The 22,956-nt window shown below is 64.6% G+C and carries 23 protein-coding genes; 13 read left to right on the top strand and 10 right to left on the bottom strand.

Annotation, left to right across the window (positions count from 1 at the left end; all coding sequences use genetic code 11):
* Positions 1 to 226: 226 nt before the first annotated feature.
* The 13 genes from D0B32_RS31380 (at position 227) to D0B32_RS31320 (ending at position 14,794) form a co-directional block, all read left to right on the top strand.
* A complete protein-coding gene (locus D0B32_RS31380; protein WP_117338251.1) occupies positions 227 to 340 on the top strand; it encodes a potassium ABC transporter ATPase in 114 nt (37 codons plus the stop codon).
* Positions 337 to 429: a K(+)-transporting ATPase subunit F gene (gene kdpF, locus D0B32_RS31375; RefSeq protein WP_063495262.1), complete on the top strand. Its 93-nt coding sequence runs from the start codon at positions 337 to 339 to the stop codon at positions 427 to 429. The genes D0B32_RS31380 and kdpF overlap by 4 nt, the downstream gene beginning before the upstream one ends.
* The gene (gene kdpA, locus D0B32_RS31370) at positions 426 to 2,231 is read left to right on the top strand and encodes a potassium-transporting ATPase subunit KdpA (RefSeq protein WP_117338249.1); all 1,806 of its coding nucleotides are present in this window, start codon (positions 426 to 428) and stop codon (positions 2,229 to 2,231) included. The genes kdpF and kdpA overlap by 4 nt, the downstream gene beginning before the upstream one ends.
* A gap of 44 nt (positions 2,232 to 2,275) precedes the next feature.
* Positions 2,276 to 4,360 carry a potassium-transporting ATPase subunit KdpB gene (gene kdpB / locus D0B32_RS31365; protein ID WP_117338247.1) on the top strand — a complete coding sequence of 695 codons (2,085 nt, stop codon included), beginning with the start codon at positions 2,276 to 2,278 and terminating at the stop codon, positions 4,358 to 4,360.
* 113 nt (positions 4,361 to 4,473) lie between these two features.
* Entirely contained in the window at positions 4,474 to 5,052 is a 579-nt protein-coding gene (kdpC, locus tag D0B32_RS31360; RefSeq protein WP_117338245.1) for a potassium-transporting ATPase subunit KdpC, read from the top strand.
* A gap of 219 nt (positions 5,053 to 5,271) precedes the next feature.
* Positions 5,272 to 8,190 carry a DUF4118 domain-containing protein gene (locus D0B32_RS31355; RefSeq protein WP_259295226.1) on the top strand — a complete coding sequence of 973 codons (2,919 nt, stop codon included), beginning with the start codon at positions 5,272 to 5,274 and terminating at the stop codon, positions 8,188 to 8,190.
* Positions 8,183 to 8,881, top strand: a complete 699-nt coding sequence (kdpE, locus tag D0B32_RS31350) for a two-component system response regulator KdpE (RefSeq protein ID WP_117338243.1) — start codon at positions 8,183 to 8,185, stop codon at positions 8,879 to 8,881. Before D0B32_RS31355 ends, kdpE begins: the two co-directional genes overlap by 8 nt.
* Before the next feature lie 92 nt (positions 8,882 to 8,973).
* Positions 8,974 to 9,294, top strand: a complete 321-nt coding sequence (sugE, locus tag D0B32_RS31345; protein WP_117338241.1) for a quaternary ammonium compound efflux SMR transporter SugE — start codon at positions 8,974 to 8,976, stop codon at positions 9,292 to 9,294.
* Between the two features lie 302 nt (positions 9,295 to 9,596).
* Positions 9,597 to 10,208, top strand: coding sequence for a DUF4126 domain-containing protein (locus D0B32_RS31340; protein ID WP_117338239.1), 612 nt, complete (start codon positions 9,597 to 9,599; stop codon positions 10,206 to 10,208).
* An 83-nt stretch (positions 10,209 to 10,291) separates the two neighbouring features.
* Positions 10,292 to 12,781 (top strand): ABC transporter permease, encoded by a 2,490-nt coding sequence (locus D0B32_RS31335; RefSeq protein WP_117338311.1) that lies wholly within the window; start codon positions 10,292 to 10,294, stop codon positions 12,779 to 12,781.
* 66 nt (positions 12,782 to 12,847) lie between these two features.
* On the top strand, positions 12,848 to 13,261 hold the full coding sequence (locus D0B32_RS31330; RefSeq protein ID WP_117338237.1) for a group II truncated hemoglobin: 414 nt from the start codon (positions 12,848 to 12,850) through the stop codon (positions 13,259 to 13,261).
* Positions 13,262 to 13,430: 169 nt separating this feature from the next.
* On the top strand, positions 13,431 to 14,162 hold the full coding sequence (locus tag D0B32_RS31325; RefSeq protein ID WP_117338235.1) for an alanyl-tRNA editing protein: 732 nt from the start codon (positions 13,431 to 13,433) through the stop codon (positions 14,160 to 14,162).
* The gene (locus D0B32_RS31320; RefSeq protein WP_117338233.1) at positions 14,159 to 14,794 is read left to right on the top strand and encodes a DUF924 family protein; all 636 of its coding nucleotides are present in this window, start codon (positions 14,159 to 14,161) and stop codon (positions 14,792 to 14,794) included. Before D0B32_RS31325 ends, D0B32_RS31320 begins: the two co-directional genes overlap by 4 nt.
* Positions 14,795 to 14,847: 53 nt before the next feature.
* On the opposite strand, the gene D0B32_RS31315 is transcribed toward D0B32_RS31320, so the two are convergent.
* The 10 genes from D0B32_RS31315 to D0B32_RS31270 all read right to left on the bottom strand — a co-directional run bounded on the left by D0B32_RS31315 (position 14,848) and on the right by D0B32_RS31270 (position 22,736).
* Positions 14,848 to 15,594 carry an SDR family oxidoreductase gene (locus D0B32_RS31315; protein WP_117338231.1) on the bottom strand — a complete coding sequence of 249 codons (747 nt, stop codon included), beginning with the start codon at positions 15,592 to 15,594 and terminating at the stop codon, positions 14,848 to 14,850.
* An 80-nt stretch (positions 15,595 to 15,674) separates the two neighbouring features.
* Positions 15,675 to 16,259: a TIGR00730 family Rossman fold protein gene (locus tag D0B32_RS31310; RefSeq protein WP_117338229.1), complete on the bottom strand. Its 585-nt coding sequence runs from the start codon at positions 16,257 to 16,259 to the stop codon at positions 15,675 to 15,677.
* 2 nt (positions 16,260 to 16,261) lie between these two features.
* The gene (locus D0B32_RS31305) at positions 16,262 to 16,987 is read right to left on the bottom strand and encodes a TetR/AcrR family transcriptional regulator (protein WP_117338309.1); all 726 of its coding nucleotides are present in this window, start codon (positions 16,985 to 16,987) and stop codon (positions 16,262 to 16,264) included.
* Between the two features lie 141 nt (positions 16,988 to 17,128).
* Entirely contained in the window at positions 17,129 to 17,947 is an 819-nt protein-coding gene (locus D0B32_RS33055) for a diacylglycerol kinase (RefSeq protein ID WP_259295225.1), read from the bottom strand.
* A gap of 20 nt (positions 17,948 to 17,967) precedes the next feature.
* Positions 17,968 to 19,002, bottom strand: a complete 1,035-nt coding sequence (locus D0B32_RS31295; RefSeq protein WP_117338227.1) for a glycosyltransferase family 1 protein — start codon at positions 19,000 to 19,002, stop codon at positions 17,968 to 17,970.
* A 58-nt stretch (positions 19,003 to 19,060) separates the two neighbouring features.
* On the bottom strand, positions 19,061 to 20,005 hold the full coding sequence (locus D0B32_RS31290) for a UDP-2,3-diacylglucosamine diphosphatase (protein WP_117338225.1): 945 nt from the start codon (positions 20,003 to 20,005) through the stop codon (positions 19,061 to 19,063).
* 251 nt (positions 20,006 to 20,256) lie between these two features.
* Positions 20,257 to 20,784: an RDD family protein gene (locus D0B32_RS31285; RefSeq protein ID WP_117338308.1), complete on the bottom strand. Its 528-nt coding sequence runs from the start codon at positions 20,782 to 20,784 to the stop codon at positions 20,257 to 20,259.
* 176 nt (positions 20,785 to 20,960) lie between these two features.
* Positions 20,961 to 21,713, bottom strand: coding sequence for a DUF3106 domain-containing protein (locus D0B32_RS31280; RefSeq protein WP_117338223.1), 753 nt, complete (start codon positions 21,711 to 21,713; stop codon positions 20,961 to 20,963).
* 16 nt (positions 21,714 to 21,729) lie between these two features.
* Positions 21,730 to 22,176 (bottom strand): DUF3619 family protein, encoded by a 447-nt coding sequence (locus tag D0B32_RS31275; RefSeq protein ID WP_117338221.1) that lies wholly within the window; start codon positions 22,174 to 22,176, stop codon positions 21,730 to 21,732.
* Positions 22,173 to 22,736 (bottom strand): RNA polymerase sigma factor, encoded by a 564-nt coding sequence (locus D0B32_RS31270; RefSeq protein ID WP_117338219.1) that lies wholly within the window; start codon positions 22,734 to 22,736, stop codon positions 22,173 to 22,175. Before D0B32_RS31270 ends, D0B32_RS31275 begins: the two co-directional genes overlap by 4 nt.
* Positions 22,737 to 22,956: the final 220 nt, after the last annotated feature.

Raw genomic sequence — 22,956 nt, 5'->3', positions numbered from 1 at the left:
CATCAACATCCAGCGCTGCGATAAAGGCCGCTCCTCAAGGCGGCTGCCACCTCCGCCTCACCGCGTCTCAACTCCATTCTCTCGTTCAGCAGGCCGCTCCGTCTCCCCTGGAGCAGCCCGTCCCGTTTACACCATTTTTACATTCGCCCGGCCATCTTTGACCAGCCCTTTACGCGCATCGGCATAACGTTCCACCTATCCAAAGTCCGTTACGGGAGAACACAAAATGGATGTGCTGTACGTCGGGGGGATGGTGCTTTTTGCAGCGCTGACCTTTGCATTGATTGCCGGCTGCGAAAAGCTGGAGCAATTCCGCCGCGGCCAGGGGGCTCGTTCATGACCTGGATTCTGTGGTTGTCGGGCGCGGCCACCGCGCTGCTGTTCGCCTATCTGGTCTATGCGCTGCTGCGCGCGGAGGACATTGAATGAACACCAACAATGTCCTGCAGATCGTGTTATTCCTGGTCGTGCTGCTGGCGCTCGCCGTGCCGGTTGGCCGGTATTTGAGCAACGTGATGGACGGCACCTCGCGCGTGCTGCGCTTCGGCGGTCCGCTCGAACGCGTGCTGTATCGCATCGCCGGCGTCGACCCCTCAGCGGAAATGAGCTGGAAGCACTACGCGCTCGCCACCATCGCGTTCAACGTGCTCGGCGTGCTGGTCCTGTACCTGCTGTTGCGCGTGCAGGGCTGGTTGCCGGGCAATCCGCAGCAGTTCGGTGCGATGTCGGTGGACAGCGCCTTCAATACGGCGGTCAGTTTCGTCACCAACACCAACTGGCAGGACTACACGCCTGAGCAGACCGCCGGCTATCTGGCACAGATGCTCGGCCTGACGGTGCAGAACTTCCTTTCTGCCGCGACCGGCATCGTCGTGGTGATCGCGCTGATTCGCGGCTTTGCGCGTCATACGGCGCAGACCATCGGCAACTTCTGGGTGGACATCACGCGGGTGACGCTCTACGTGCTGCTGCCCATGGCCGCCATCATCGCTGCGCTGCTGATGAGCCAGGGCGTGATCCAGAATTTCAAGGCCTATCAGGATGTGCCGACGCTGCAGACCACCACCTACGCCGCGCCGAAACTCGATGCGCAGGGCAATCCGGTGAAGGATGCCAAGGGCAACGCGGTGACGGTCGACACCAAGGTGACGACGCAGACTATCGCGATGGGCCCGGTGGCAACCCAGGAAGCGATCAAGATGCTCGGCACCAACGGTGGCGGCTTCTTCAACGCGAACTCGGCGCACCCGTACGAAAACCCCACACCGTTCAGCAACTTCCTGCAGATCGTTTCGATGCTGCTCATCCCGGCGGCGCTCTGCCTGGTGTTCGGTCGCATGATCGCGGATCGCAAGCAGGGCATTGCGGTGCTTGCCGTGATGACGATTGCGTTCGCCGCCTGCGTGGTGGGTGAAGTCAGCGCGGAACAGGCCGGCAATCCGACCTTGACCGCGTTGCACGTCGATCAGTCCACCGGCGATCTGCAGGCGGGCGGCAACATGGAAGGCAAGGAAACCCGCTTCGGCATTGCACAGTCGGGCATCTTCACGGTCGCTACCACGGCGGCGTCGTGCGGTGCCGTAGACAACACGCACGACTCGCTGACGCCGCTCGGCGGCCTCTATCCGATGCTGCTGATCCAGTTGGGCGAGGTGATCTTCGGCGGCGTGGGCTCCGGCATGTACGGGATGCTCGTGTTTGCCTTGCTCGCCGTGTTCGTGGCCGGTCTGATGATCGGTCGGACACCTGAATATGTCGGCAAGAAGATCGAATCGTACGAGATGAAGATGGTGTCGATCGTCGTGCTGCTCACGCCGCTGCTGGTGCTGGTGGGCACCTCTATCGCAGTGCTGTGCGACGCCGGCAAGGCGGGTATCGCCAACCCCGGTCCGCACGGCTTCTCGGAGATTCTCTACGCGTTCAGCTCGGCGGCCAATAACAACGGCAGCGCGTTCGCCGGTCTCACGGTCAGCACGCCGTTCTACAACTGGCTGACGGCCATTGCGATGTGGTTTGGCCGCTTCGGCTCGCTGATTCCGGTGCTCGCCATTGCTGGCTCGCTGGCGGCCAAGAAGCGCATCGCCGTCACCGGCGGCACGCTGCCCACGCATGGACCGCTGTTCGTGGTCTTGCTGCTCGGCACCGTGCTGCTCGTCGGCGCGCTGACGTATGTGCCTGCGCTCGCTCTCGGTCCCGGCGTCGAACATCTGATGATGATCGCCGGCCATTGATCGTTCGCCATAGAGACGGGCAATTCGGGAAAAACGAGGATTCAATGACTGAACATAATGCAACGCGGTCCATGTTCGATCCGGCGCTGGTGCGTCCGGCGATCGTGGACTCATTCAAAAAGCTCACGCCACGTACGCAGTTCCGCAATCCGGTGATGTTCTGCGTGTATGTCGGCAGCATCCTGACCACTATCCTGTGGATCGCCGCGCTGGCCGGTCAGGCCGAAGCGCCTGCGGGGTTCATCCTCGCGGTCACGCTGTGGCTGTGGTTCACGGTGCTGTTCGCCAACTTCGCGGAAGCGCTCGCCGAGGGACGTTCGAAGGCTCAGGCGGCCTCGCTGCGCAGCGCGAAAAAAGACGTGATCGCGAAGAAGCTCAACGAGCCGCATCCGAAGTCGCCGATCCGCATCATGACCGCCACCGATCTGCGCAAGGGCGACGTCGTGCTGGTCGAAACCGGCGACGTGATCCCGGCGGACGGCGAGGTGATCGACGGCGTGGCGAGCGTGGACGAGTCGGCTATCACCGGCGAATCCGCGCCGGTGATCCGCGAATCGGGCGGCGACTTTTCATCGGTGACGGGCGGCACGCGCGTGCTGTCGGACTGGATCGTCGTGCGCGTTACGGCCAATCCGGGTGAGGCGTTTCTCGACCGCATGATCGCGATGGTCGAAGGCGCCAAGCGGCAAAAGACGCCCAATGAAATCGCGCTGACCATCCTGCTGGTGGCGCTCACCATCGTGATGCTGCTCGCTACCGCCACGCTGCTGCCGTTCTCCATGTTCTCGGTGGAAGCCGCGAAGGCGGGTCACGTGGTGTCGGTGACCGCGCTGGTCGCCTTGCTGGTGTGCCTGATTCCGACCACCATCGGCGGCTTGCTGTCGGCCATCGGCGTGGCGGGGATGAGCCGCATGATGCAGGCGAACGTGATCGCCACCTCGGGCCGTGCGGTGGAAGCAGCGGGTGACGTGGACGTGCTGCTGCTCGACAAGACTGGCACCATCACGCTCGGCAACCGCCAGGCTTCGACCTTCGTGGCCGCGCCGGGCGTGACCGAAGAAGCGCTGGCCGATGCCGCGCAACTCTCGTCGCTCGCGGACGAAACGCCGGAGGGCCGCAGCATCGTCGTACTGGCCAAACAGCGTTTCAACATCCGCGCTCGGGATATGGCCTCGCTGCACGCGGTGTTTCTCGCGTTCACCGCGCAGACCCGCATGAGCGGCGTCGACCTGCCGGGCCGCGAAATCCGCAAGGGTGCCGCGGATGCCGTGAAGACCTACGTCGAAGCCAACGGCGGCCGCTATCCGGCGGAAGTGAATAACGCGGTGGCCGAAGTGGCGCGCCGCGGCAGCACGCCGCTCGTGGTGGCCGAGAAGGGTGAGCAGGGCGCGCGCGTGCTGGGCGTGATCGAACTGAAGGACATCGTCAAGGGCGGCATCAAGGAACGCTTTGCCGAGCTGCGCAAGATGGGCATCAAGACGGTGATGGTGACGGGCGACAACCGTCTCACGGCGGCCGCGATCGCAGCCGAGGCGGGCGTGGACGACTTCCTCGCGGAAGCCACCCCCGAAGCCAAGCTGTCGACCATTCGCGCGCACCAGGCAGAAGGCCGCCTCGTGGCCATGACGGGCGACGGTACCAACGACGCCCCGGCGCTCGCCCAGGCCGACGTGGCCGTGGCGATGAACACCGGCACGCAGGCCGCGAAGGAAGCCGGCAACATGGTCGACCTCGATTCGAATCCGACCAAGCTGATCGAGATCGTCGAGATCGGCAAGCAGATGCTGATGACGCGCGGCTCGCTCACCACGTTTTCGATTGCCAACGACGTGGCCAAGTACTTCGCCATCATCCCGGCTGCGTTCGCGACCACGTACCCCGCGTTGAATGCGCTGAACGTGATGCATCTGGCCACGCCCGCGTCCGCGATCATGTCAGCGGTGATCTTCAATGCGCTGATCATCGTGCTGCTGATTCCGCTCGCGCTGAAGGGCGTGAAATACCGGCCGCTCGGCGCCGCGATCCTGTTGCGCCGCAATCTGCTGGTTTACGGCCTTGGCGGGATCATCGTGCCGTTCATCGGCATCAAGCTGATCGACATGGTGCTGTCCGTGTTCGGCTGGGTGTGAGGCGCGCGGTCTTTCGCAACAGGTTGCCTTCAACACATTAATTGCATCAGATGGCTGCGGCTGACGGTGAAGCAACGGTTAGCCACAGCCAGCTCCAAAAGGAATGATCCACCATGAAATCAATGTTCCGTCCGCTCATCGTGATCTTCGTCGTGCTCTCGGCGGTGACCGGATTGGCTTACCCGGCGGTGATGACGGCCATCGGCCAGGCCGCGTTCCACGATCAGGTGAACGGCAGCATGCTCGAAGAGAACGGCAAGGTGGTCGGCTCGCAGCTGATCGGCCAGCAATTCGATGCGCCGCAGTACTTCTGGGGCCGGCTCTCGGCCACCAGTCCGATGCCGTACAACGCGAGCAATTCCGGCGGCTCGAATCTAGGACCGACCAACCCGGCCTTGTCCGATGAAGTCAAAGGCCGCCTCGACGCGTTGAAGGCCGCGGGAACGGACATGTCGAAGCCGGTGCCGATCGACCTCGTGACCTCGTCGGGCAGCGGCCTCGATCCTGAGATCAGCCCGGCTGCGGCGGCGTATCAGATTGCCCGTGTGGCGAGCGCGCGCAAACTGGCGCCGAACGATGTCGCCGCGCTGGTGGACCGCTACACCACTGGACGTCAGTTCGGCGTGCTGGGCGAGGCGCGCGTGAACGTGCTGAAACTGAATCTCGCGCTCGACGCCATGAAACAAGGCTGACCAGGCGTGACGCGTACGGACGGCGCCGGCCGCGGCGCCGTCTTTGCCATTTGTGCCGTCACCGTTACCGTGCCACCATGTATGCCATGCCGTTGTCGCGCATCGCCTTGCATGCCGTTGTGACGCCGCTGTCATGCCGCAGTGCAGGCGAACGAATCCGGTCATCGGCCTGCACCATAACCATAATCAAAGCCTTACGCACCGCTACACGCCCAACGCATGAACCGTCCCGATCCTGACGAACTGCTCGACAAGCTGCAACGCGACGAAGAGAAGCGCCAGCGCGGCAAGCTGAAGATCTTCTTTGGCGCCTCGGCCGGCGTCGGCAAGACCTATGCAATGTTGCAGGCCGCCCGTCGACGCAGCGACGACGGCGTGGACGTAGTGGTGGGCATCGCCGAGACGCATGGGCGCAGCGAAACCGCGGCACTGCTGGACGGCCTCGATGTGCTGCCGCTCGCGCACATCGAATACCGCAATCGCAAGCTGGCCGAGTTCGATCTGGATGCAGCGCTCGTCCGCAAACCGCAACTCATCCTCGTCGACGAGCTCGCGCATTCCAACGTGCAGGGCGCGCGCCATCTGAAGCGCTGGCAGGACGTCTATGAGCTGCTCGATGCGGGCATCGATGTCTACACCACGGTCAATGTTCAGCACCTCGAAAGTCTCAACGATGTGGTCGGGCAGATCACCGGCATCCGGGTGTGGGAGACGGTGCCTGACCGTGTGTTCGACAGCGCCGACGAAGTGACGCTGGTCGATCTGCCGGCCGAAGAACTGCTCGATCGCATGCGCGACGGCAAGGTGTATCTGCCGCAGCAGGCCGAGCGCGCCGTGCGCAATTTCTTTCGCAAGGGCAACCTGATCGCGCTGCGCGAACTGGCGCTGCGCCGCACGGCGGATCGTGTGGATGCGCAGATGCGCGAGTACCGTGCCGATCGTTCTATCCAGCGCATCTGGCAGGCGCGCGAACGGCTGCTGGTGTGCATCGGGCCGGGACCGGAAGCGCCTGCGCTGGTGCGTGCCGCCGCGCGCCTCGCGGCGAGCCTGAAGGCCGACTGGCTCGCGGTGTATGTCGAGACGCCGAGGCTGCAGCGCCTGCCCGACGCGCGCCGCGAACGCACCTTGAACGCGCTGCGCCTCGCCGCGGAACTCGGCGCCGAAACGGCGACGCTGGCGGGCACGGATGCGATGGCGGCGCTGATCGGCTACGCGCGGGTGCGCAATGTGTCGACGCTGGTGGCGGGCGCCTCGTCGCGCACGGGCCTGATGCGCTGGCTGCGCCGTCCGCTTGGCGAGCGGATCGCGGAGCGCGCGGGCGACCTCGATCTCACCTTGATTCGCGCGTCGCATGAGCGCGACGGCGGCGAGCGGCGCAGCGCGCTCGATGAGGGCGCGAATGCCTGGCGCGATGCGTTGAGCGCGGCCCGCGAGCGCCGCTCACCGCCGGGCGCGTATGCGTGGGCCCTGACGATCTGCGCGGGCATCACGCTGGTGGCGAGCCAGTTGTTCGACCATATCGACCTGACGAACCTCGTCATGCTGTATCTGCTCGGCGTGATTTTCACGGCCGTCAGATTGGGCCGTGGGCCCGGCGTGGTGCAGTCGTTCGTCAGCGTGGCGGCCTTCGATTTCTTTTTCGTGCCGCCGCGCATGTCGCTTTCGGTGTCGGACACACAATATCTGCTGACCTTCTTCGGGATGCTGTTGACGTCGCTGGTGATCAGCCATCTGACCTCGAGTCTGCGGCGCGAGGCGAGCGTGGCGCGCCGCCGCGAGCAACGCACCGGCGCGATGTATGCGATGGCGCGCGAACTGGCGGCTGCGTTGACGACGGAGCAGATCGTCGCGATTGGCAGCCGGCATGTCAGCGAGGTGTTCGGTGCGCGTGTTGCGCTGTTGTTGCCGGATAGCGCCGACCAGGTGAAGCAGAAGATCGAAGACCCGGATGCCGCTGTCACGCTCGAAGGCAGCGCGCTGGATATCGACGTGGGCCAGTGGGTCTACGATCAGCAGAAGCCGGCCGGCCACGGTACCGATACGCTGCCGGCGGCAGCGGCGCTGTATCTGCCGCTGAAGGCGCCGATGCGCACGCGCGGTGTGCTGGCGGTCGTGATGCGCGATGCGCGCGAACTCGACGTACCGGAACAGCAACGCATGCTCGATGCGTTCGCCGCGCAGATCGCGCTCGCGCTGGAACGCGTGCACTACGTGGATATTGCCCGCGATGCGCTCGTCAACATGGAGTCGGAGCGCTTGCGCAATTCGCTGCTCTCGGCAATTTCGCACGATCTGCGCACGCCGCTCACGACCATCGTCGGGTTTTCGTCGATGCTCGCGCAGCGCCACGAAGGGCACACCGTGCCGCAAGCCGGTGACGACCTCGTCGAGGCGATCCACGAAGAGGCGCTGCGGATGACCGGCATCGTCACGAATCTGCTGGACATGGCGCGGCTACAGGCGGGTAGCCTGCAACTGAACCGTCAATGGACGCTGCTGGAGGAAACCGTGGGTGCAGCGCTGCGCGCCTGCAGGCGGGTGCTCGCGCGGCACCCGGTGCAGGTGAAATTGCCGGCGGATTTGCCGCTCCTGCAACTCGACGCCGTGCTGATGGAGCGGCTCTTTTCGAACCTTTTCGAGAACGCGGCCAAATACACAGCGGCCGACACGCCCCTCGTGATCGGCGCGCAGCAGATCGACGAGGACGGCAAACCGTTCGTGCGCGTCACGGTAGACGATACGGGCCCAGGCTTGCCGGCCGGGATGGAGGCGCGTGTGTTCGAGAAATTCACGCGCGGCGAGAAGGAATCGGCCAAGCCGGGGATCGGACTCGGCCTCGCGATTTGCCGCGCGATCGTGGATGCCCACGGCGGGACGATTGGCGCCATCAACCGTTTGGCAGCAGATGGCCGCATAGAAGGCGCGCGCTTCTGGTTCACGCTGCCGGTGGAGTCGCCGCCACCCGCGCCGGAAGCGCTGGAGGATGAGGTGCAGATGGGTGAGTCGGATATCGAAACATCACCGGAGGCCACGCCGATTTCAGGCGGTGGTAACGTGGCGCTGCCGTTGGAGCGCAGCGAAGCCGCAGCCATACCCGTACCCTCAACCCAGCAGACCTCGAAGCCCGCCCATGAGTGACCCGAGCATCACCGTTGTCCTGATTGAAGACGAAAAACAGATTCGCCGTTTCGTGCGCGCCTCGCTGGAAGGCGAGGGCATCGTCGTGCACGATGCCGAGACGGGCAAGCAGGGCCTCGTCGAAGCGGCGACGCGCAAGCCCGACCTCGTGATCGTCGATCTGGGCCTGCCCGATACCGACGGCCTCGACGTGATCCGCGAATTGCGCGGCTGGACCGATCTGCCGGTGATCGTGCTGTCGGCGCGCACCCAGGAGGCCGAGAAGGTGGCCGCGCTCGACGCCGGCGCCGACGATTACCTCACCAAACCGTTTGGCGTCTCCGAATTGCTGGCGCGGATTCGCGCGCATCTGCGCCGGCGCAACCAGGGCGGCGCGAACGATTCGCCGCAGGTGCATTTCGGCGCGGTGACTGTTGATCTGGCGCTGCGTCAGGTCACGCGCGAGGGCGCCGCGATCCATCTGACGCCAATCGAATACCGCCTGCTTGCCACGCTGGTGCGCCATGCCGGCCGCGTGCTGACTCACCGTCAGCTGCTGCGCGACGTGTGGGGCCCGTCGCACGTGGAGAGCCACCACTATCTGCGCATCTACATGGCGCATCTGCGGCAGAAACTGGAGCGCGACCCGGCGCAACCGGAGTTCATCGTGACCGAGACGGGCGTGGGCTACCGGCTGGTGGGCGCGGCCTGAGGCTCTTTTTGATATAATTACGGACTGTAAGGACGGCCTTACGCATTCGCTCGCAACGGGGACGGCCCCACTTCATCAAGGGGGTATGTCCCATGTCCTGGTTTCTTCTGCTGATCGCCGGTTTGCTCGAAGTGGCATGGGCCGCCGGTCTCAAGACCTCCGAAGGCTTCACGCGGCTCGGACCGTCCATCTTCACGGTGATCACCGCGCTGGGTAGCTTCGCGCTGCTCACCCTCGCGATGCGTCAGTTGCCGCTCGGCACCGCTTATGCGGTCTGGACCGGAATTGGCGCGGTGGGCGCATTTATTTTTGGCATCGTCGTCATGGGCGAGGCGCTGAGTGTTGCGCGGGTGGTAAGCGCTGCGCTGATCGTGGTGGGGCTCATCGGGCTCAAACTGTCCTCGGGACACTGAACCCGACCGGCCTGCCGGTTCTTCTGTCAGGCCCGTCCCGTCAGGGTTTGGCGCTGAAAGAGCGGACTCTGGCCATAGCGGGACGCAAGCGGCTGGACGTGCATGGTAAGGCGTCCGCACGATGCCGTTGCGCGACGACCACGCACACTGCTCTGCGGTCTGCGAATTAACGTGGCTATAATGAAGCCGAATCCATTGAACTCATCCCGCGTCCGGCTTGGCGCGGGTCTGGCGGCTTCGCTGCAGCGGGCTCCCGCTGCGGGCTGAGGCGCCCGGCACGCGCAGCGCGCCTGGAGGCGGCCATGCTTGAACCACTCTCGCTTGCAGCGGGCCTGTCCTGGGGCAGCGGCCTGCGTCTCTATCTGACGGTTCTGCTCGCCGGCGTGTTCGCGCGCCTCGGCTTCATCCACTTACCCGATACCTTGTCCGCGCTGTCCTCGTCGTGGGTAATCGGCGTGGCGGCCGTGCTGACCGTGGCCGAATTCCTGGCCGACAAGATTCCTGCCTTTGATTCCCTGTGGGACGCCATCCACACCTTTATCCGTATTCCGGCCGGCGCCGTGCTGGCAGCCGGCGCGCTCGGCCATGCCGATCCGGCACTGCTGACGGTCGCCGCGCTGGCGGGCGGCACGCTGGCCGGCACCGCCCATCTGGCAAAGGCGGGCACCCGGGCGCTGATCAACCTTTCCCCCGAACCGGTTTCGAACGTGGTGACCTCCACCGCTGAAGACGGCCTCGTGTTCGGCGGCATCCTGCTCGCGCTGTTCGTTCCGGCGCTGTTTCTCCTCCTGATGGTGGGCTTTCTGATGCTGGCGAGCTGGGCGCTGCCCCGTCTGTGGCGCGGCGTGCAGGGCGGTTTTCGCGGCATGGCGACCCACATGGTGACGCGACTCGTCAGGAGCCGGCACGATTGAGCGCCTCACCACCGGTCGGCGCGGCGTCCGCTGCGCGAAACCGTCCTTTTAGCGTTGGCGATCTGCTGCGCCAGGCCGTGCGGATGACCGAGCGCGACTGGCGTGCTGGCGAGCTGACAATGCTGTTGCTCGCGCTGGTTCTGGCGGTCGCGGCACTGTCGAGCGTCGGCTTTCTCGCCGATCGCCTCCATCAAGGGCTCGAACGTGACGCGCGGCGCATGATCGGCGCCGATTTCATCGTCAGGGCCGATCATCCCGTCGATCCCCAGTTCAGCGAACAGGCCAGGACGCTCGGCCTGCAAATGGCGACCACCGCCATTTTCCCCAGCATGATCAGTTCGACGGGCGCTCAGCCCGTGTCGCGCCTTGCCGCGTTGAAGGCGGTGTCGACGGCTTATCCGCTGCGTGGCGCGTTGCGTATCGCCAGCGCGCCCGGCGCCGCCGATCATCCGGCCTCGGGCATTCCCGCGCCCGGCACCGTGTGGACCGATCAGGCGCTGCTCGACGCGCTGAAGATTCACGTCGGCGATACGGTGCGGGTGGGCAATCGCAGCTTCAAGGTCGCGGCCATCATCACGCGTGAACTGGACCGCGGCTTCGGCTTCGTCAACTTTTCGCCGCGCCTGATGCTGCGCGCGGACGAACTGCCGTCCACCGGCCTGATCGTATTCGGCAGCCGCGTCACGTACCGTCTGCTGGTGGCGGGTGCGAATGGTCCGGTGGCGCAGTTCGCGGCCTGGGCGCATGAGCGCGTGGACGGTGGCAAGATGCGCGGCGTCGCGCTCGAATCGCTGCACGATGGCCAACCGCAAGTGCGTGAGACGCTAGATCGCGCCAGCCATTTCCTGACGCTGGTGTCGCTGCTCACCGCCATGCTGGCTGCCGTGGCCATTGCGATGGCCGCGCATCGCTACATGCGCCGTCATCTGGACGGCTGCGCGGCGATGCGTTGCCTCGGCGTGAGTCAGCGCACGCTGCGCTCGCTGTTCTTTCTTGAGTTCTTCGGGCTCGGGTTGATTGGCGGCGCGGTGGGCGTCGTGCTCGGCTACGCGGGACATCTGGCCTTGCTGACCTGGCTCGGCAGTCTGATCGACGTGGTGTTGCCGCGTCCCACGGCATGGCCCGCGCTCGAAGGGATCGCGGCGGGTCTGGTGCTGTTGCTCGGCTTTGCGCTGCCGCCGTTGCTGCCGCTGACGCGCGTGCCGCCGGTGCGTGTGCTGCGCCGGGAGTGGGGCGAGGAAGCACGCACCGCATGGGCCGCTTACGCGCTGGGGATCGTGCTGTTCGGCGCGCTCCTGATCGTGGCGGCCGGCGAACTCAAACTGGGCGGCATCGTCGCGGGCGGTTTCGCGGGCGGCCTGCTGATATTCGCGCTGATCGCGCGGCTCGCGCTGTGGGGCGCGGCCCGCGTCGTACGCAGCGAACGTGTGAACGCGGGCATTGGCTGGCGTTACGCGCTGGCTTCGCTGGAACGGCGCAGTAGCGCCAGCGCCTTGCAGATCACCGCGCTGGGCATCGGCTTGATGTGCCTCTTGTTGATTGCGATGACGCGCAACGACCTCGTGCAAGGCTGGCGCAAATCGACGCCGCCCGACGCGCCGAATCAGTTCATCATCGACATCCAGCCCGATCAACGCGCCGCCGTCACGCAATACCTGAATACCCACGGCGTGCCCGGTGCGGTGCTGTCGCCCATGGTGCGCGGCCGCCTGATTTCCATCAACGGCAAGCCGATCGATCCGGACCAATACAAGAGCGACGACGCGAAGCGGCTGGTGGATCGCGAGTTCAATCTCTCCTACACGACCACGCTGCCGGACGATAACCGGATTGTGGGCGGCGAGTGGTACGGCGAGACGAAGCAGCCGCAGATCTCCATTGAGGAAGGGCTCGCGAAGCTGATCCACGTTAAGACCGGCGACACGCTGCGGTTCGACGTGACCGGTCTGCAGGTCGACGCGCCCGTGACGAGCGTGCGCAAGCTCGACTGGGGTTCGTTCAAGGTCAATTTCTTCGTGCTGATGCCGCCTGCCGCGCTACAGGATTTCCCCGCGAGCTTCATTACGAGCTTCCATTTGCCGCCCGAGCAGAGTTCGACCATCGACGGGCTGATTGCTGCCTATCCGAACCTGACCGTGATCGACGTCGGCCCGATTCTCGCGCAGATGCAGCGCATGCTCGAACAGGTGATCGGCGCGGTGCAATTCCTGTTCGCCTTCACGCTCGCCGCCGGCGTGCTGGTGCTGTACGCGGCGCTGGCGGGCACGCGCGACGAGCGTATGCGAGAATCCGCGCTGCTGCGCGCGCTGGGCGCGTCGCACCGGCAGGTGCGGGCGGTGCAGATCGCCGAGTTCGTGGCAGTCGGTGCGCTGGCTGGCTTGATGGCGGCAGCCGGTGCGCAGGTGATTGGCTGGCAGCTGGCCACGCGGGTGTTCCAGTTCTATCTGAACTTCAACCCCTGGCTTCTGCCGGCCGGCATCGCCGCGGGCGTGGCCTGTGCGGGCGTGGGTGGCTGGCTGAGCCTGCGGCATGTGCTGGCGCGGCCGGCGCTGCAGTCGTTGCGCGACGCGTGACGGCTCGGTGCGTCGTGTGCGCCGTTTTGTTCCCTTTGATTCCCTTCGCAGATTGCAGTTGACCGTATGACCGATCCAATCGAAGAAGCGCCGTCGCAACAAGCGACAGCCTTCGAACTGGTGGGCGGTGAAGCGCGCGTGCGCGAACTCATCGACCGCTTCTATGACCTGATGGACCTCGAGCCGGAGTTCGCGGGCATCCGCGCGCTGCATCCCGCTTCGCTCGACGGCTCGCGCGACAAATTCTTCTGGTTTTTGTGCGGCTGGCTGGGCGGCCCGGATCACTACATCAGCCGTTTTGGCCATCCGCGGCTGAGAGCACGTCATTTGCCGTTCGCGATTGCGTCGAGCGAGCGCGATCAATGGCTGCGCTGCATGGCCTGGGCAATGGAAGACATCGGATTGCCTGAAGCGCTGCGCGAACGGCTGCTGCATTCGTTCTTCGAAACGGCTGACTGGATGCGTAATCGGCCCGGTTGAAGCGAGCAGGGTGGTGATGATTCGTGATGGCCACGTCTGATTGGCCTGCTGATCGCACCGATACGGTTACGTTCGCAGCCTTGCTGATTGGCCGTTTGGCCAGCTACCGCGGGGTGAGAGGCGTCGGCATAATGATCTCTCGCAGTAACACTCGACAGGGATCCTCACCATGACCACGCGCGCACTCTTTCGCGATGACGCTTATCTCACGCAATGTGAGGCGTCCATTACGGCCATCGACGAACAGGGCATCCATCTCGACCAGACCGTGTTCTATCCGCTCGGCGGCGGCCAGGCAGGGGACATGGGCGTGCTCACGCTGGCAGATGGCACACGTATCGCCATTGCCGACACCCGCAAGGCTAAATTCGAGGGCGCCACACCTGATGACGCCGTGCATGTGCCAGCGCCGGGTCAGGAAGCGCTGCTGGCAGGTCTTGCAGCAGGCACGCGTGTGATGGCTGAAATCGACTGGGAGCGCCGCTACCGGCACATGCGGCTGCATACCGCGAGTCATCTGATGTGCGCCGTGCTGCCGTATGCCGTCGACGGGTGCAGTATCACCAGCGAGTACGCGCGGCTCGACTTCGCGACGGTCGAGCCCATTGAGCGCGAGATGGTGGACGCGCGGCTGGCGGAACTGGTCGGCGGCGCGCATGGTGTGCAGACCGAATGGATCACCGACGAGCAGATGGCCGAGCGTCCCGAACTCGTCCGCACCATGAGCGTGAAGCCGCCGATGGGGCTGGGCCGCGTGCGTCTCTTGCGCATCGAAGGCGTCGATCTGCAACCCTGCGGCGGCACGCATGTGCGCAACACGCGGGAAATCGGCGCGGTGCGGGTGGCGAAGCTGGAGAAGAAGAGCGCCCGCACACGCCGCCTCGTGCTTGAGTTTGCATGAGCGGCTTTGCTCCCGGCTGCGCGTCGAGTTACGCAGCGGATTACGCCGCGCTCGATCAAAACGCGCGCGAGGTGCTGGATCACTGGTTCGGTACACCGGGCTCCGCCACCTACGGCCAGGACCGCAAGCTCTGGTTCAAGCGCAACGCGGCATTCGACGCCGAACTACGCGAGCGCTTTAGCGCGTTGCTCGACGTCGCGCAGCAAGGCGCACTGGATGGCTGGGCGAACACGCCGCCGGGCGCGCTGGCACTCGTGATCCTGCTGGATCAGCTCATGCGCAACTGTCATCGTGGAGAGGCCGGCGCATTTGCCGGTGATGCCCACGCCTTGAGGATTGCCAGGCAAATGGTAGCGAGTGGCGCGGACATGCGGTTGCCGGACCTGTTTCATCGCGCGTTTGCGTATATGCCGTTCGAGCACGATGAGTCGATGGAAAGTCAGCGTGAATCGGTGCGTCTGTTCAAGCCCTTCGAGGCGCATCCAGAAGCGGCCAGCTACTACCGCTCCGCCGTGCAACACGCGGCGATCATCGAACGGTTCGGACGCTTTCCGCATCGCAATGCGGTGCTCGGACGAGCATCTACCGAGGAAGAGCAGGCGTTTCTGCGCAAACGAGGCTCGAGGTTTTGAGGGTACCGCTAAAGCGCGAGCGCGAGCGCGAACGCTAGCGCTCAACGCAAACCCTACCGCCCGCCGGCCACATCGAGCAGCGCGCCATTCACGTAAGAAGCAGCGTCGCTCAGCAGCCAGACAATGGCGCCCGCCACTTCCTCGGCGCTGCCGGGACGCCTGAGCGGCGTCTGCGAACCGAGCACCGCGGCCCGATCCGGCTGGCCGCCGCTCGCGTGGATATCCGTGTCGATCAAACCAGGCCGCACGGCATTCACGCGCACGCCCTGCGGACCGAGTTCCTTGGCGAGCCCAATGGTCATGGTGTCGATGGCACCCTTCGAGCCCGCGTAATCGACGTACTCGTTCGGTGAGCCCAGCCGCGCTGCTGCCGACGACACATTGACGATCGCGCCGCCATCGCCGCTGCGATCTTTGGCCATGCGCCGCGCCGCTTCGCGGGCGCACAGATAGGCGCCGAGCACGTTGACGTCGAACATGCGCTTCAGGCGCGTCACGTCCATATCGGCGAGCGGCATCGAGGGGGCCACGATGCCCGCGTTGTTGACCAATGCGTCGACACGGCCGAAGGCATGTTCGAGCGCGTCGAACATCGCGATCACATCGGCTTCCTGCGCCACGTCGCCGGCAATCACGCGTGCATGGCCGCCGGCGCGTCCCACCTCGGCGGCGGTGTCCTGCGCAGCCTTGACGTTGTGCGCGTAGTTCACGCCCACCGACCAGCCCTGTGCGCCAAGGAGTCGCGCGGTTGCGCGGCCAATGCCGCGGCTCGCGCCGGTGATCAGAACCACTTTTGCCATGCTTACCTCGTCGAGCACAGCGGCTGTGCGCCGCGCTGGCATAGAAACGCGATCACATTCAGGCCGTCACACCCGCGCCGTCACACCGCGTTGCGGTTCTCGGCCCATTTGTCCTGCGGCGGCGGCTGATAGGCGCGCAGGCGGGCGATCAGGGCGGCCGGATCGGCGTCGACCTGCAGGACATCGAAGTAGGTCTGGCGCATGAAACCTTCCTGCACCGTGTGGTCGAGCATGGCGATCAACGGATCGTAGTACCCGTCGATGTTGAGCAAGGCCACCGGCTTCTGGTGATAACCCAGTTGCGCCCACGTGTAGACCTCGAACAGCTCTTCGAGGGTGCCGGCGCCGCCGGGCAGCGCGACGAACGCGTCCGACAGGTCGGCCATCATCTTCTTGCGATGGTGCATGTCGGGCACCACGTGCAGTTCGGTCAGGCCATTGTGGCCCACTTCCTTGTTGACGAGCAGTTCGGGAATCACGCCAATTGCGCGGCCGCCGGCGGCCATCACGCTATCGGCGATCACACCCATCAGGCCGACCTTGCCGCCGCCATAGACCAGCGCGAGGCCTGCGTCGACCAGCGCCTGTCCGAAGGCGCGGGCGGCTTCGGCGTACAGCGGCCTGGCTCCATTCGAGGAGCCGCAGTAGACGCATACCGACTTCATGTTCAACTGTCCTTCGGTTCGTTGCGGGGCGCGGCGCCTTCCTTGGGCGGCAGATAATCGTAGAACTCGCGTTTGGGCAGCTTGCCCGAAACGAGATCGTCGAACAGCTCGCGCGAACGGCCACGCAGATACGGCGCCATCATCGAAACGATCTGCACGCTCACCTGATGCAGTTCCGCGCGAATCGCTTCCTGCTCGTTGTATTTGCGCGGATTCATCACGAACTGATACGACAGCCAGTAGGTGCCGATCACGCCCACGTTGGTGGCGATTACCTGCACTTCCTGCGGCGTGGCGACCATTTCGCCGTCCTCGACGAGCTGCTCGCAGAACTGGCTGGCAAAGCGCACCTTGTGGCTGATGATCTGCTTGAAGTGCGTTTCCAGCGTGCGATTGCGCGCGAGCAGATCGTTCAGGTCACGATACAGGAAGCGATAGCGCCACGTGAAATCCACCATGTACTGCAGATACGACCACATCTCGTCGATCGTCGCGCGGTGATCGTCCGGGAAGCGCAGACGCTTTTCGATCTCCTGCTCGAACTGGCTGAAGATGCTGTTGATGATGTCGTCTTTGTTGCGGAAGTGGTAGTACAGGTTGCCCGGACTGATCTCCATTTCCTCGGCGATGGTCGTCGTGGTCACGTTCGGCTCGCCGATCTCGTTGAACAGCTTCAACGACAGTTCGAGAATCCGTTCGCGGGTGCGGCGGGGAGGTTTGGCTTCCATGTCGTCCGGCCCTGTTAACGCCGGATTGGCCGCCGCGGCGCGCTGCCGCTGCGTGTCCACCCGGACGCGGTTGGTATTTTGAGACTATGGGGCCGATTATAAACCGACCGTTCATAGACCAAGGCCAGAATCCGGATTCTCTTACAGCAGCCGTTCAATCCACCGTATGACGACCGGGCCGACGAGCAGGACCCACGTCATGAGACACATCCCGAGCGCGACCATGACGGCCGCACTGCCGAGATCCTTGGCACGCCGCGACAGTTCGTGACGCTCCAGCGAGATGCGGTCGATGGCGGCTTCGACGCTCGAATTCAGCAGTTCGACGATCAGCACCAGCAACACCGAGCCGAGCAGCAGAACGCGCGAGACCGGCTCGACCGGCACGAAGATGCCGCACGGCACGAGGATCGCGGCGAGCGTCAGCTCCTGGCGAAACGCGCTTTCCTCGCGGATCGCCACCTGAAAACCGGCGAGCGAGTTTTTCATCGCGTGCCAGGCGCGCGTCACGCCGCGATTGCCCTTGTAGGGATTGAAGGGCAGCGGGCTGAGCGGATCGTCGGGGCCGAGCGGCTCGTGGACCTCGGCGGCGCCATCGGCGTGAGCCGCGTCGTCGAGATCGAGGGTTTGCGACTCGCTGGAACGCGCGCCGTTCTGTGCGCGGACCGTCTGAAGCGGTTTGATTGCAGCCGCGCTCGTGCCATCCCTGCCACCGTGCGCCGCCGTGCGGCGGGCGGCGGGTTGAGGATCCGCAGCGCCCGCAGCATGGTCGTACGCACCAAAGTCGGCGTTGGCAGCGTCGGTACGACTGGTGCCATTGGTGCCATTGGCGTGCCGCGCGACGAGCGGCACGCCGTCCTCGTGGACATCGGCAAACGGCTCGAGATCCGGCGCCTCGTTTTCGGCCGGATGCGGCGCGCCGCGTGACGCGCGCCGGTCGTGGGGGCTGCGTGCTCGCATGGCGGGTTTGACGGGGCGTGTCACGCGGCCGCGCTCTTCTCGCTGAACGATGGCTTGCGCGGCAGCGGCTTCAGATGCGCGGCGAACTGCTCGGAGGCAGCCGCCCACGAGAAACGCTCAGCCCAGGCGCGGGCGTGGTCGCGGTCGATCTTCAGCGCTTCCAGACACGCTTCGCGCAGGTCTTCGTTCATGGCGCCGGCGCCGCCGTCACCCAGCACGTCGATCGGGCCGGTGACCGGATAAGCCGCCACCGGCGTGCCGCAGGCGAGGGCTTCGAGCAACACCAGGCCGAACGTATCGGTGCGGCTCGGGAACACGAACACATCCGCGGCCGCGTACACCTTGGCCAGTTCCGCCTGGCTCAGGACGCCCAGGTAATTCGCCTGCGGATAGCGCGACTTCAGTTCGGCGAGCGCCGGGCCTTCGCCGGCCACCCACTTCGAACCGGGCAGATCGAGCTTGAGAAACGCTTCGACATTTTTCTCCACCGCCACGCGTCCGACGTACAGAAAAATCGGCCGCGCGGTGTTGAGCACCTTCGAATCCATTTGATGGAAGATGTCGAGATCGACGCCGCGCGTCCACAGCACGACGTTGGTGAAGTGGTATTTCTCGAGATCGCTTTTCACCACCGGCGTGGGCGCCATCACGGCCAGCGACGGCTTGTGGAACCAGTGCAGGAACTTGTAGGTGGCGGCCACCGGAATGCCGAAGCGGGCCTGCACGTACTCCGGAAAGCGCGTGTGATACGCCGTGGTGAACGGCAGCTTGTGCTGGATCGCGTAGGCGCGGGCGGCCATGCCGAGCGGGCCTTCGGTGGCGATGTGCAGTGCGTCCGGGGCGAACGCGTCGATGCGCTCGTGCAGCTTGCGCTTCGGAAACAGCGACAGGCGAATCTCAGGATAGGTCGGGCACGGAATCGTCTTGAATTCGAGCGGCGTCAGCAGGTCGACGCGATGTCCCAGGGCAGTCAGCTCGCGCGTCGTGTTCTTCAGCGTGCGAACCACGCCATTGACCTGCGGTTCCCATGCATCGGTGACGATCATGATCTTCATCGGCTTTGACCCAATAGACGTTAATAGGGACTACGCGGGGTTGAGTTGGTCGCAGGCATCAGGCTGTGACGCGCGCTTTCTGCACGCTGGCTTCGGGGGAGCGCATCACAGTCCAGTAAATCACCTTGAGTTCGCCGTCGAAGGTCTCGACGAGGGCCGACAGACTCTCGACCCAGTCACCATCGTTGCAATACAGCACGCCGTCGATATCGCGGATTTCGGCCTTGTGGATATGGCCGCACACCACGCCATCGCAACCGCGGCGACGCGCTTCGTCGGTCATCACGCGTTCGAACGACGAGATGAAATTCACCGCGTTCTTCACCTGGTGCTTCAGGTACTGCGAGAGCGACCAGTACTGGAAGCCGAGGCGGCTGCGGATACGGTTGAACCAGCGGTTGAGCACGAGGATCAGCGTGTACAGCGTGTCGCCCAGGTAGGCGAGCCACTTGGCGTGCTGGATCACGCCGTCGAAGAGATCGCCGTGCACGATCCACAGACGCTTGCCGGCGAGGGTGGTGTGGAAGGCCTCGCCGCGCACGTGGATGTCGCCGAAGGCGAGATCGCAGAACTGCCGCGCGGCTTCGTCGTGATTGCCCGGGATGTACACCACCTGGGTGCCCTTGCGCGCCTTGCGCAGGATTTTCTGCACGACGTCGTTGTGCGCCTGCGGCCAGTACCAGCCTTTTTTCAACTGCCAGCCGTCGATGATGTCGCCGACCAGGTATAGGTACTCCGAATCATTGTGGCGCAGGAAGTCGAGCAGGTATGGCGCCTGACAGCCGCTCGACCCGAGGTGGATGTCCGACAGCCAGATGGTGCGATAGCGGTGCGGCTCCTCGTGATCGTCGTCGTGACGGCCGGGATTCGTTTCCGCGGTGAGCGGCGGCACGGGAAGCGGCAGTGCACTGCCGAAGGAAGCGGAGTCGGGGCGGAACGCGACGGGGTCGACGCTCGGGCCAGTTTGGCGGAACAGGGAAGTCGCGGACGTTTTCGGGTCCATGGCTCACGCGTCGAGTTGCGGTGCCCGTATTGCGCCATTGGCGTGTGACCCTGCCGTGACAGTCACGAGAAGTTCTTATTACGCAGGAGGCGAAGTGGTGTTGACGGACGGGCGCGCGATGAGCGTGAGACAGTGCGTGGTGTCGATCTTCAGCTTGCGGCGTGGCGCGCTACTTCAGTTTGCAGATGTCGTTCGCGGTTTTAATTCGCATGCTTAACTGATGATTCAACTCGCGGCTTTGCTTCGCAGGTTCAACCCGCCACGGCGACGATGCGCGTGCCCGCGAGCCGGTCATGCAGGAATTGACGGTTCGCGTCGAGGCGACCTGTAGCAGTCCAAAGTACAAACCAGATGGCCGCCGCGAGCAGGGTATGCGGCAGCGACAAGCCGAGCAGCGGATGCAAGGCGAGAGGCGGCAAGAACCACAGCCAGGCCAGCACATAACGCACGATGGCGCGTGGCGTGGATACCGCCGCACCGTTGGCCGCGACGACCCGCAGACGCCAGGTTTTCATGGGCAGCGTCTGGCCGCTGTGGGTCCAGAACCACACGAAGTACAGGCCGACCACGAAGCCGATCCAGGCAGCCAGCAGATTGTGATGCGTGAGTCCATTGCGTTGCTGCGTGAGCGTGCTGAACAGATAACCGGCGATGAACACCACGCCGAACAGGATCACGCCTTCGTAGAGCATGGTGGCGAGCCGGCGGCGAATCGAGGGTGTCGTCGTGGCTCGCGCAATGGCGGGATCAGTGGAGGCAGCGGGCTGGGTGTTGAGCACGGATGGCACGTTGGGCGCGGTGAGTGGAGGAGGGTCTCGGGGCCGGGCTAAATGCGGCGAAGGTTGAGCCAGAAGGGTAAGCCAAAAGCGTGAGCTTGTGGTCACCCAGTCGCGAACAACCAGCCACAACGAACCGGACCAGACGGGGCGAGTGATCCGGCCAGTCGTGGCCGCGCTCAGGAGCCTTTATACAGCGACGGCGCGTCGTGTGGCGAGACCGGAATCGGCGTGGCCGGTACGACGCTGGCCGCCGACGGTACGGCCGGCGCAACCGGCATGGCTGCGCCCGGCGTCGAAGCCGTCTCCGCTGCCGCCACCACGCCGCTCGCGCCGTGGTCACGCGCGTTGACGAGCCGGTTGATGTCCTTCAATTCCGTCTTGCCAGAGGGTGGGGCGCTGACCACGGTGGGCCGGCGCTTGCGTTCAGTGGCGGCGAGCCGTTCTTTCTGCTCTTCCGGCAATTGCTGGTACGCCTTCCACGCCTTTTGACGCGCCTCGCGCGGCAATTCCTTCGACACCTGATAGTTTTCCCGCGCCACGCGCCGCTGATCCGGCGTGAGATGGACCCACTCGGTCATGCGCTCGTGCAGGCCTTTCTGCTGCTCAAGCGTCATCTTCGAGTAACGCGACGCGATCTTGATCCACCGGCGCTTGCGTTCGTCGCTGAAGGTGTCCCATTGGGCGGCGAACGGTGCGAGGGCGACGCGTTGCGCGTCCGTGAGACGTGCCCACGAGAGCGGGCTGACGGGCGTGCCCGGCACATCGGTGCCGGCTACCGGCGCTGCAAGCTTGGCGGGCGTGCCGGGTCCGGCATTGACTGCCGGCGCCGAAACGGGGTTCGGGTAGAAGCGCGGATAAGTGGCGGCAAACGACACGAGGGCCGCGATTGCACATCCGGACACAACGGCGAGGCCGCGCTTGTAACTCACCCGAAGGGTCTCCTGGTCAGTGTGAGCGCGACAGGTACGCGTTGAAGCCGTGATCCAGATACGCGGTGAGCGGCAGGTCGTCGCTCAGCATGGCGGCGTCGATATCGGCCAGTTCGGCGGTGCGTTGCTGGTCTTCCCAGTAAGCGATGGCCACGAGGCTGACGACCAGCGCCGCGAGCGGCCATGCAAGCGCAAAGCGGCTAAAGCGCAAGCGGCGGCGCGGCGGCAGTTCGACGGGCGGCAATCCACCAGCGGCACCAGCGGCGCCTGCACCAGCCAGCGCAGGGACGAACACGGGCGCGGCGACCGCGACGGTCTCGGGTTTCTTGCGGGCGAGCGCGGCACGGCGCGCCACGGCGAGTCGATCGACGGTGGCGGGGGACAGGCTGGCGGCATTTTCATCGAGGGCGCGGCGTACTTGCCTCGCGAACTCGAGTTCTTTCGTATCGAGAGAGGAGCTCATAGCGTGATTCCTTTGGCCTTGAGCGCTTGCGCCAGCGTGTGAGTGGCCCGCGAGCAGTGCGTTTTCACACTGCCTTCGGAGCAGCCCATTGCGGCGGCAGTCTCGGCAACATCCATATCTTCCCAGTAACGCATGAGAAAGGCCTCCCGTTGACGTGCCGGTAATTTTTGGATCTCGTCGTCAATCAACTGTAAGACTTGTTCACGTTCCAGCTTCTGCTCGCTACTCTCGGCGCCTACCGAGCCTTCTTGTGCTTCGAATGTCTCCAGAGGATCGAATTCGTCGTCCTCGCTGCTGCCGAGCGATGAGAACAGCGTAACCCAAGTATTGCGTACTTTCTGCCGACGAAAAAAGTCGTGCATGGAATTTTGCAGAATACGCTGAAACAGCAGCGGCAGTTCGGCTGCTGGTCGGTCGCCGTATTTTTCGGCGAGCTTGATCATCGCGTCCTGCACGATGTCGAGCGAGGCGTCGTCGTCCCGCACGGCGTAGACCGTCTGCTTGAACGCGCGCCTTTCGACGCCCGCCAGAAAATCGGCGAGTTCCTTGTCTGATGCCATCCGTTGGGGGTCGGCGCAGCGAGCGTGCGCGTAATCGATCGAAATTGTCGTAAAACTGGCGGATGCTAACAAACTTTCGGCCCGCTGGGGAAAAACACGAAGCGGAATCGATACTTATGACAGCCTTTTGCAACCTTTTTTGCAGCAGGCGGGCGGCGACCCGGAAATATCTGCTTGACCGTATTGGCCTCAGCAGATATCGTCTTTGGTTCGCAACATA

Origin of the sequence: Paraburkholderia sp. DHOC27 (assembly GCF_003429005.1) — a bacterium.
Classification (GTDB): domain Bacteria; phylum Pseudomonadota; class Gammaproteobacteria; order Burkholderiales; family Burkholderiaceae; genus Paraburkholderia.
Note: the sequence above shows the minus strand (reverse complement) of the source record. Positions and strands in the feature narration are given on the sequence as shown.